The 7,655-nt window shown below is 70.8% G+C and carries 9 protein-coding genes; 2 read left to right on the forward strand and 7 right to left on the reverse strand.

Annotated elements, in window-relative coordinates; all coding sequences use genetic code 11:
• The 3 genes from pip to ACTWQJ_RS42290 all read right to left on the reverse strand — a co-directional run.
• Positions 1-871, reverse strand: an 871-nt coding sequence (gene pip, locus ACTWQJ_RS42280; RefSeq protein ID WP_443311729.1) for a prolyl aminopeptidase, incomplete at its 3' end; no start/stop codon positions are given.
• Between the two features lie 37 nt (positions 872-908).
• Complete coding sequence (locus ACTWQJ_RS42285; RefSeq protein WP_443311730.1) at positions 909-1,610, reverse strand: uracil-DNA glycosylase; 702 nt, start codon at positions 1,608-1,610, stop codon at positions 909-911.
• Positions 1,611-1,642: 32 nt separating this feature from the next.
• Positions 1,643-3,598, reverse strand: a complete 1,956-nt coding sequence (locus ACTWQJ_RS42290) for a glycoside hydrolase family 5 protein (RefSeq protein WP_443311731.1) — start codon at positions 3,596-3,598, stop codon at positions 1,643-1,645.
• A 341-nt stretch (positions 3,599-3,939) separates the two neighbouring features.
• On the opposite strand from ACTWQJ_RS42290, the gene ACTWQJ_RS42295 reads away from it, so the two are divergent.
• Positions 3,940-4,437 (forward strand): RNA-binding S4 domain-containing protein, encoded by a 498-nt coding sequence (locus tag ACTWQJ_RS42295; RefSeq protein ID WP_443311736.1) that lies wholly within the window; start codon positions 3,940-3,942, stop codon positions 4,435-4,437.
• Between the two features lie 243 nt (positions 4,438-4,680).
• Here ACTWQJ_RS42295 and ACTWQJ_RS42300 read toward each other — a convergent pair whose 3' ends face one another.
• A complete protein-coding gene (locus ACTWQJ_RS42300) occupies positions 4,681-5,139 on the reverse strand; it encodes a DoxX family protein (RefSeq protein ID WP_443311732.1) in 459 nt (152 codons plus the stop codon).
• A 122-nt stretch (positions 5,140-5,261) separates the two neighbouring features.
• On the reverse strand, positions 5,262-5,942 hold the full coding sequence (locus ACTWQJ_RS42305; protein WP_443311733.1) for a class I SAM-dependent methyltransferase: 681 nt from the start codon (positions 5,940-5,942) through the stop codon (positions 5,262-5,264).
• Positions 5,943-6,173: 231 nt separating this feature from the next.
• Between ACTWQJ_RS42305 and ACTWQJ_RS42310 the strand changes: the two genes are divergently transcribed.
• Positions 6,174-6,440 carry a DUF6343 family protein gene (locus tag ACTWQJ_RS42310; protein WP_443311734.1) on the forward strand — a complete coding sequence of 89 codons (267 nt, stop codon included), beginning with the start codon at positions 6,174-6,176 and terminating at the stop codon, positions 6,438-6,440.
• Positions 6,441-6,467: 27 nt separating this feature from the next.
• On the opposite strand, the gene ACTWQJ_RS42315 is transcribed toward ACTWQJ_RS42310, so the two are convergent.
• Together ACTWQJ_RS42315 and coaE are read right to left on the reverse strand one after the other, a co-directional pair.
• Positions 6,468-6,848, reverse strand: a complete 381-nt coding sequence (locus tag ACTWQJ_RS42315; protein WP_385258448.1) for a tetratricopeptide repeat protein — start codon at positions 6,846-6,848, stop codon at positions 6,468-6,470.
• A gap of 50 nt (positions 6,849-6,898) precedes the next feature.
• Positions 6,899-7,519 carry a dephospho-CoA kinase gene (gene coaE / locus ACTWQJ_RS42320; RefSeq protein ID WP_443311735.1) on the reverse strand — a complete coding sequence of 207 codons (621 nt, stop codon included), beginning with the start codon at positions 7,517-7,519 and terminating at the stop codon, positions 6,899-6,901.
• Positions 7,520-7,655: the final 136 nt, after the last annotated feature.

The following is a 7,655-nucleotide window of genomic DNA, read 5'->3' on the forward strand; positions in this document are numbered from 1 at the left end:
GCTCGCTGCCCGGCCAGGCGTGGTGCAGCCGCCAGACGATGCCGAGCAGGTTGCCGAAGTCGAGGGCGCCCTGGACGAGGGTGCCGGGGATGCCCTTCAGCAGGTGGGCGTCGTGCAGGACGACATCGTCGTCGACGCCCTCGCCCAGCAGGTGGTCCTTGCCCCAGTAGTGCGTCACCGTGCGGGCGAAGCCCATGCGGAACGCCGGGTCCTCGTAGCGTTCCACGGATCGCGGCGGGGCTGGGATGATCGCCGTCTCCCAGTCGGTCCAGGCACGCGCCGCCCGCTCCCGCACCGCCGGATCGGGGGACTCCAGCAGCCGGTTGTACGCGGCAGCGAGGTTTCCGTCGCGTTCGGCCACGGGCAGTTCGCCCACGAAGCGTTCGAAGGCCTCCGGGAAGATCCTGCCAAGCCCCCTGGTCATCAACGCCACTTCGGCGTTCGAACCGGTCGCGACACCGGTCAGCACCAGCTCGGACACCGCACCGGGGTGCGTCTGCGCGTACCGCAGCCCGAGCACCGACCCCCACGACACGCCCCACACCAGCCACCGTTCGATCCCGAGGTGGCGCCGCAGCAGCTCCAGGTCGGCGATGATGTGCGGCGTCGTATTGACGCTCATGTCGGTGTCGTACGCGCTCGCCGACGGCGTCGAACGCCCGCAGCCGCGCTGGTCGAGCAGCACGATGCGGTATGCGGCCGGGTCGAAGTAGCGCCGGAAGCTCGGGGAACAGCCGGAGCCGGGCCCGCCGTGCAGCATCACCGCGGGCTTGCCGTGCGGGTTGCCGCAGGTCTCCCAGTAGATGCGGTTGCCGTCACCGACGTCGAGCATGCCGTGGTCGTACGGTTCGATCTCCGGATAGAGGCCCATCGGGGCACCGTAACGTCGCCACGGCGGCCGTGTCCCGTCAATTTCGCGCCGCCAGGCCCGCCGTACGCGCCGCTCCGCGCAGCACGTCCCGCAGCATCTGAGGGGTGAGGCGGCCGGTGAAGGTGTTGCGCTGGCTGACGTGGAAGCAGCCGAAGAGGTCCAGTCCGTCGAGGGTCACCCGCGCGCCGTGCGCGAAGGCCGGCCGGGGCCGCGGCACCGTCCAGCCCGCCTCCGCGAACGCCTGGAACGCGGCCTGCCAGCCGAAGGCGCCGAGCACGACCACCGCCCGCAGGGTGGGGCGCAGCAGGTGCAGTTCCTGTACGAGCCAGGGGCGGCAGGTGTCCCGTTCCTCGGGGGTGGGTCGGTTGGCGGGCGGGGCGCAGTGGACGGGCGCGGTGACGCGTACGCCGTACAGCTCCAGGCCGTCGTCGGCGGTGCGGGAGGTGGGCTGTGAGGCCAGACCCACGTCGTACAACGCCTCGTACAGCACGTCCCCGGACCGGTCGCCGGTGAACATCCGGCCGGTACGGTTGCCGCCGTGCGCGGCCGGGGCCAGGCCGACGATCAGCAGCCGGGCGTCCGGCGGGCCGAAGCCCGGGACGGGCCGCCCCCAGTACGTCCAGCCGGCGAAGGCGGCGCGCTTGGTACGGGCCACCTCCTCACGCCAGGCAACCAGCCGCGGACACGCCCGGCAGCCCGCGATCCGCTGGTCGAGGGCGGAGAGGCTGCCGGCGTCCATGGATCCACCGTAGATCCGGCTGCGCCGGGCGGTCAGCCCAGCTTGCGGCAGTACAACGCATCCGGCGTCCGCGCCGAGCCCACCCGGCCCGTGTACGCGATCCCGGCCGCATACTCGTCGTCCGCGCACTGCCCCTTGTAGTGGCCCTGCGCGAAGTCCCCGCCCTTGGGGGCCGAGCCCCTGTTGTCGCCCCGGTCGAACCAGACCGTACGGCCGATCGTGCCGAGCCTGCCGGACGGTGCGGCCGCGCACAGGGCGGCGGAAACGGCGGCTCCGCGGACGCTGTAGCCGGTCAGGAAGTGACCGTCCGCGCACTGGAGCTTGGTGTACCCCGACGCCCAGTCCTGGCCCGGCCTGACATGCCGCTCGTCGACGACCACCTCGTGTCCGCCGGCCGGGTCCCACAGAGGGCCGGCGGACACGTCGGAGCACAGGCCGCGGTTGCCGGTGTGGCTGAGGCCGAGGAGGCGCTGTCCGTCGGGGCAGACGGCCTTGCGGGCACCGGAGTCCCAGTCGGGCAGCGCCCTCATCCGCCGCGACTGGACGACGTCGCCGTGGTCGGGGGCGAGCATCGACCACTCCGTCACGGGGGCGACGCGACCGGTGCGGCCCTGGGCGCCGATGAGCCGGGTCCAGGCGGCGGCCCGCCAGTCGTCACCGTCGTACAGGCCCATGCGGTTGCCTGCGGAGTCCCAGTGCAGCAGGGCCCAGCCGTTGCCCTTGCGGTCGTCGTGCCAGCCGACGAGCGGCCAGTACGCGAAGTCGGCGTCGGTACGGATCAGATGATCGACGAAGTTCTCGAACCAGGCGCGCTGCTTGACGCCGGTCTCGTCCCGGCCTCCGATGCCGAACTCGCTGATCCAGACGGGGGCGGTGAAGTGCTGGTCCTGTTCGGCGGTCACGAAGAAGGCCTGGCGGTTCAGTACGTCGATCAGTTCGGCCGGGCTCAGGTCGCGGTAGCGGGGGTCGCTGGTCTCGCCCGTTCCGGTGGCTCCGCTGTGGTTCGGGCCGGTGTAGTCGTAGAAGTGGGCGGAGTACACGAGCTTGCCGGAGTCGACGAGGGTGTGCGAGAGGCGGCGTACGGGCTCCAGGGTGGGGCGTTCGTGCGCGAAGCCGTCGACGGGGATGCCCGTCCAGTTGATGCCCTCGACGATGATCAGAAGGTCGGGATTCGCCTCCGTCAGGATGCGGTCGCCGACGCTCTGCGAGGCGGCGAACCAGTCGTGGTTGTCGCCGAGCCCCCAGTTGGGGTCGTCCCAGACGTTGCGGCGCACCTCGTTGTAGAGGTCGGCGCCGACGACGCGCTGGTTGTCCTTGTAGCGGCGGGCCATGAACAGCCAGTCGTTCTCCCAGGTCCCGGTGGACTGGCTCGCGTTCCAGCGCTCGTTGCCGTCGACTCCGCAGCACCAGCGGGTGGTGTTGGTGTGGTTGTTGAGGATCACCGCGAGTCCGGCGGCGGTGAGCTCACGGACCACGACGTCGTACACCTCGAGCGGGGTCTTGCCACGCAGGGAGAGGTTGGCGGCGACGGAACCGTCGGTGACAGGACGGCTGTCGTGGATCATCTCGTTGGAGAAGGGCAGCCGGATGCTGTTGATCCCCAGTTCCAGGAAGCCGGCAATGATCTCGGCCATGGGGGCGCGGTCCAGGCCGAGCGGCATCCGGCCGGAGTTCTCGCCGGCGTGGTGGTTGGCGTCCTCGTCCGCGCTTCCCGAACCGTTCCAGGTCCCGCTTGCTCCGTGCCAGTTGCCTGAGCGCAGCTTGAACCGCTCTCCGTCGGCGTCGACGATCCAGCGGCCACGGGTGCTGAGCGGGGGCGTCCAGTCCGACGCGGCCGTGACGGACGCGGATTCGGCGGCGGCAGCGGGCTCCCGGACGACCCGGGGTCCCTGCGGGACCGCGGGCTCTTGCGCGACCGCGGGGGTGGGCGCCATGAGGAGCACGGCGGTCAGTGTGGCTCTCACGAAGGATCCGCGCACGGTCACCATCCGAGGACGATGTTGTCATGGCGGCGTCATCATGAGGGATGCAGGGCCATTGGTCCAGACGTACTCGTTACTCGTTGACCGGCCACGAAAGGCGTTCGGACGCAACCGAACCCGGGGACTAAGGTCGAAGCATGGCTTCGGAGCGCACCGGCAAGGACAGAAACGGCAGCAATGGCCGGAAGGGACGGAGGAACGGCAGGGACGCCGCCATCACCTCCGCCGAACGTGCCTCCGATGTGCCTCGTACCGTCGCGGCCGACGCTCGGGAAGACACAGACATCCGCGTGAAGGCCGTCGACCCGACGGCTACGGATCCGACGGCCGGCGCGGACCGGCAAGCTGTGGAACCGACGGCCGTGGATGCGAAGGCCGTGGATCCGAAGATTGCCGCCTCTGTGGCAGCCGCCGAGGCGGCCGGGCCGGCGAACGGCGAAACCGTCCGCATCGACAGCTGGATCTGGTCCGTGCGGCTGGTGAAGACCCGTTCCCAGGGCGCCACGGCCTGCCGCGGTGGTCATGTGCGCGTGAACGGCGAGCGTGTCAAGCCCGCGCATTCCGTCCGCGTCGGCGACGAGGTGCGCCTGCGGCACGAGGGCCGGGAGCGGGTCGTCGTCGTCAAGCGCCTGATCCGCAAGCGGGTCGGCGCCCCGGTGGCCGTCCAGTGCTACGTCGACAACAGCCCGCCGCCCCCGCCCCGCGAGGTCATCGCTCCGGCCGGCATCCGCGACCGAGGCACCGGCCGACCGACCAAACGGGACCGCCGCGAACTGGAACGCCTACGGGCCCTGCGCGGCCTCGGCGGTCCGGGCGGCCTGGGAGGCCGTCCCGGCGGACAATGACCGAGGACACGCGGCGGACCGGAGGGGTGAGACGTAGGCCCAACGCGAGGGCCCGACGCGAACCGGAACTCAGGGCAGACTGAGCAGCGCTGCGTTCCGGTGGTCCGGAGAGCACTCGCCCGCACGCCGACTGCAGGCACCGGACACCACTGCCACCGCGGGGTCGACCGTCACCTCACCGCCGGCACCCGCCACCACAGGGCCGATCAACACCACGCGACCGACCCCGCCCCCAGACGCCACTCACCCCCGTCGAAGCAGCACCCGCAGCAACTCCCCGTTCTGTCGCCGCCGTGCCCAGGCGATCAGAGTGAGCGGCACGAGCAGGATCAGGGGTGTCGCCGCATGCTCGCCGTCGAAGACGGTGAGCTGGACGATGAACGCGCCCACCATCAGCCCGCTCAGCCCGATCGCCGCAACGGACTGCAGCAGGGGCAGCAACAGGCCGACCGCACCGGCCAGTTCGAGTGCACCGACGGCGTACATCCCGGCACTGCCCCAGCCCATGTCGTCGAAGATCTCGGCGGCCGAAGAGTGGCCGATCAGCTTGGGGAGGGCGCTCGCGGTCGCGAAAAAGAGCGCGAGCACGACCTGGAGGGAACGCAGAGCGATACGGGCGCGACGCCCCCGCGCGGTCTCGGACTCCGCGACAACGATGCCGGACGAGGCGACGGAGGCTGCGGAAGCGGTGGACTCGGACATGAGGGTCTCCTGGGTGAAGCGGTCCGTGATGCTGTCAGCTGGGTAGACCCGCCCGCGCTCCGGAACTCATCGCAGTCCGACGGGAAATCCCTCCCATGCCCTCCCTGCAGCCGCCCCGGCCATCAGTCCGCCGCGACCGCCCTCACCCATATCCGGTCCTCCGTCAGATACTCGTCCACCCTGAGCCCCGCCTCCGCCAGCGCCTCCTCGAACCCCTCCTTCGTCAGCGGCCGGGCACGGAACGTCTGGGTCCATGTCGCGTCCGGGAACTCGTACTCCGCGCGGACCGAGTTCGTGCCGTCCCCGAGCGGTTCCGACGACACAATCCGCAGGGTGAAGCCGGAGGCATCGACCCGCTCGCGCGGTACGTTCGTGTGGTAGTCCTCGCCCTCCCGCTGGATCAGCACGCAGCCGCCGTCCGCCAGGTGGCGGACGCACGTCCGCAGCAGGCCGTGCCGCACCTCCACGTCCCCCGTGTGCACCAGGAACGATGCGAGCAGGACCGCGTCGAACCTCTCGCCCAGGTCTAGTTCCTCGATCGGGCTGCATACCGTGCGGGCACCGCGGACGCGTTCGAGCATGTCGGGGGACTCGTCCACAGCGGTGATCGAGTAGCCGCGCTCCAGCAGCGGGTGCGTCATGCGGCCCACTCCGCAGCCGAGTTCCAGGATGCGCGCGCCCGCGGGCACGGCCGCGGCGATGATCTCCGGCTCGGTGCCGACGGGCAGCCGTGAGTAGAGCTCGACTGCGCAGCCGTCCGGGGTGATGGCTCCGGGACCCGTCCCGTGGTGTCCTTCTCGCATTTTCAGCTCCATGCCCGTCCAACGGACCGCATCCGCACGCCCGTTCCCGCCCACCCCGGGTTCACCCGTTCGAGTGGCGAAGGCGGCGAAGGCGGAGCACAGGCGCCGGTGTCGCATCGCAGCCTCGGTCAGTTCGCCGGCGTCCGCGACGCATGAGGTGCCTTTGCCTGGCCTCCGCCTTTGGAGAACGTCCGCATCAAAGAGTACGTTTCAAGGAGGAGTGGTGATCCGATGCGTACGGGCAGTGAGCCGGTGACAGCGCGCAGTGCACTGCGTATGCGCTTCTGGCTGAGCGTGTGGGGGCTGCTCTGGGCGATCTTCGGGACGGTCGCGTTCACTCTGGCCGGGCGGCCGGGGTGGGCGATCGCCTGCGGTGTGTTCTGGCTGGTGGTCACCATCGACCTCGCCGTGATCCTCAGGCACATCCGGCAGGGCCCGCACTACCAGCCGGGCCCGGACGTCCCGCCGTACCGGCCGCCGGACGACCGCGCCCCGTAGCGCCTGCTCAGCGGGGCCACCGCGCTCTCACCCGTCGAAGCGGGCCGCCTTCAGATACTGCGGCTTCGGGTCCAGCGCGGCCGCCAGGCGGAAGTGGCGCTTGGCCTGCTCGGGCCGCCCCTGGCGTTCGTACGTCCGGGCGAGCGCGAAGTGGGCGAACGCGTTGTCCGGCTCACGCTCCAGGACGATGGTGAACTCCAGCTCCGCCGGCCGCAGCTGCGCGGCCGCGAAGAAGGCACGCGCACGCAGCAGCCGGGCCGCGGTGTTCTCCGGGTGCGCGGCGATGACTCCGTCGAGCAGCTTCACCGCGCCCCGCGGGTCCCGTGCGGCGAGCAGGTGCTCGGCGGCTCGGAAATCTATGACATGCGTCTCCGGAGTACGTCCGGTCGATCCGCTGGTGTCGGGCACGGCAGAGTCCTTCCCTTACTGACCGGATTCAACGCCCGGCCGTGGGGCCGCTATTCCTGGGGCGGCTCCTGGGACGTCTGCGCCCTCCGGACGAGATCGGCCCATACGTCCTTCACGCGCCGCTGAAGCTCATCCAGTGGTACGTCGTTGTCGATGACGATGTCCGCGATCTTCAGACGCTGCTTGCGCGTCGCCTGGGCTGCCATACGCGCGCGTGCGTCCTCCTCGGTCATGCCCCGCAGCCGTACGAGACGGTCGAGCTGGGTCTCGGGGCTCGCGTCGACGACGACCACGAGGTCGTACAGCGGCGCCAGGCCGTTCTCGGTGAGCAGCGGGACGTCATGGATGACGACGGCGTCCTCGGCGGCCGCCGCCTCCAGCTCGCGGGAGCGGGCCCCCACCAAGGGGTGCACGATCGAGTTCAGGACGGCGAGCTTGTCCGGGTCGGCGAAGACGATGGAGCCCAGCTTGGGCCGGTCCAGGCTGCCGTCCTCGGCGAGCACGTCCTCCCCGAAGGCCTCGACGACCGCGGCGAGACCGGGCGTGCCCGGCGCGACCACCTCGCGCGCGATGCGGTCCGCGTCGATCAGCACGGCCCCGCACTCGACGAGCAGCCGCGACACCTCACTCTTGCCGGCGCCGATCCCACCGGTCAGGCCCACCTTCAACATGACCGGAAGCCTAATCCGAAAATCGATGCGTCAGCGGGCAGGCGGCAGCACCCGGCCGAGCGGTAGCGAGGTCGGGTGTGGATCGTGTGGGATCAGGCTGCGGCGGGTTCGAGGCTGACCTTGTAACCGAGCGCTT

The organism is Streptomyces sp. KR55, assembly GCF_052245645.1.
Classification (GTDB): domain Bacteria; phylum Actinomycetota; class Actinomycetes; order Streptomycetales; family Streptomycetaceae; genus Streptomyces; species Streptomyces flavusporus.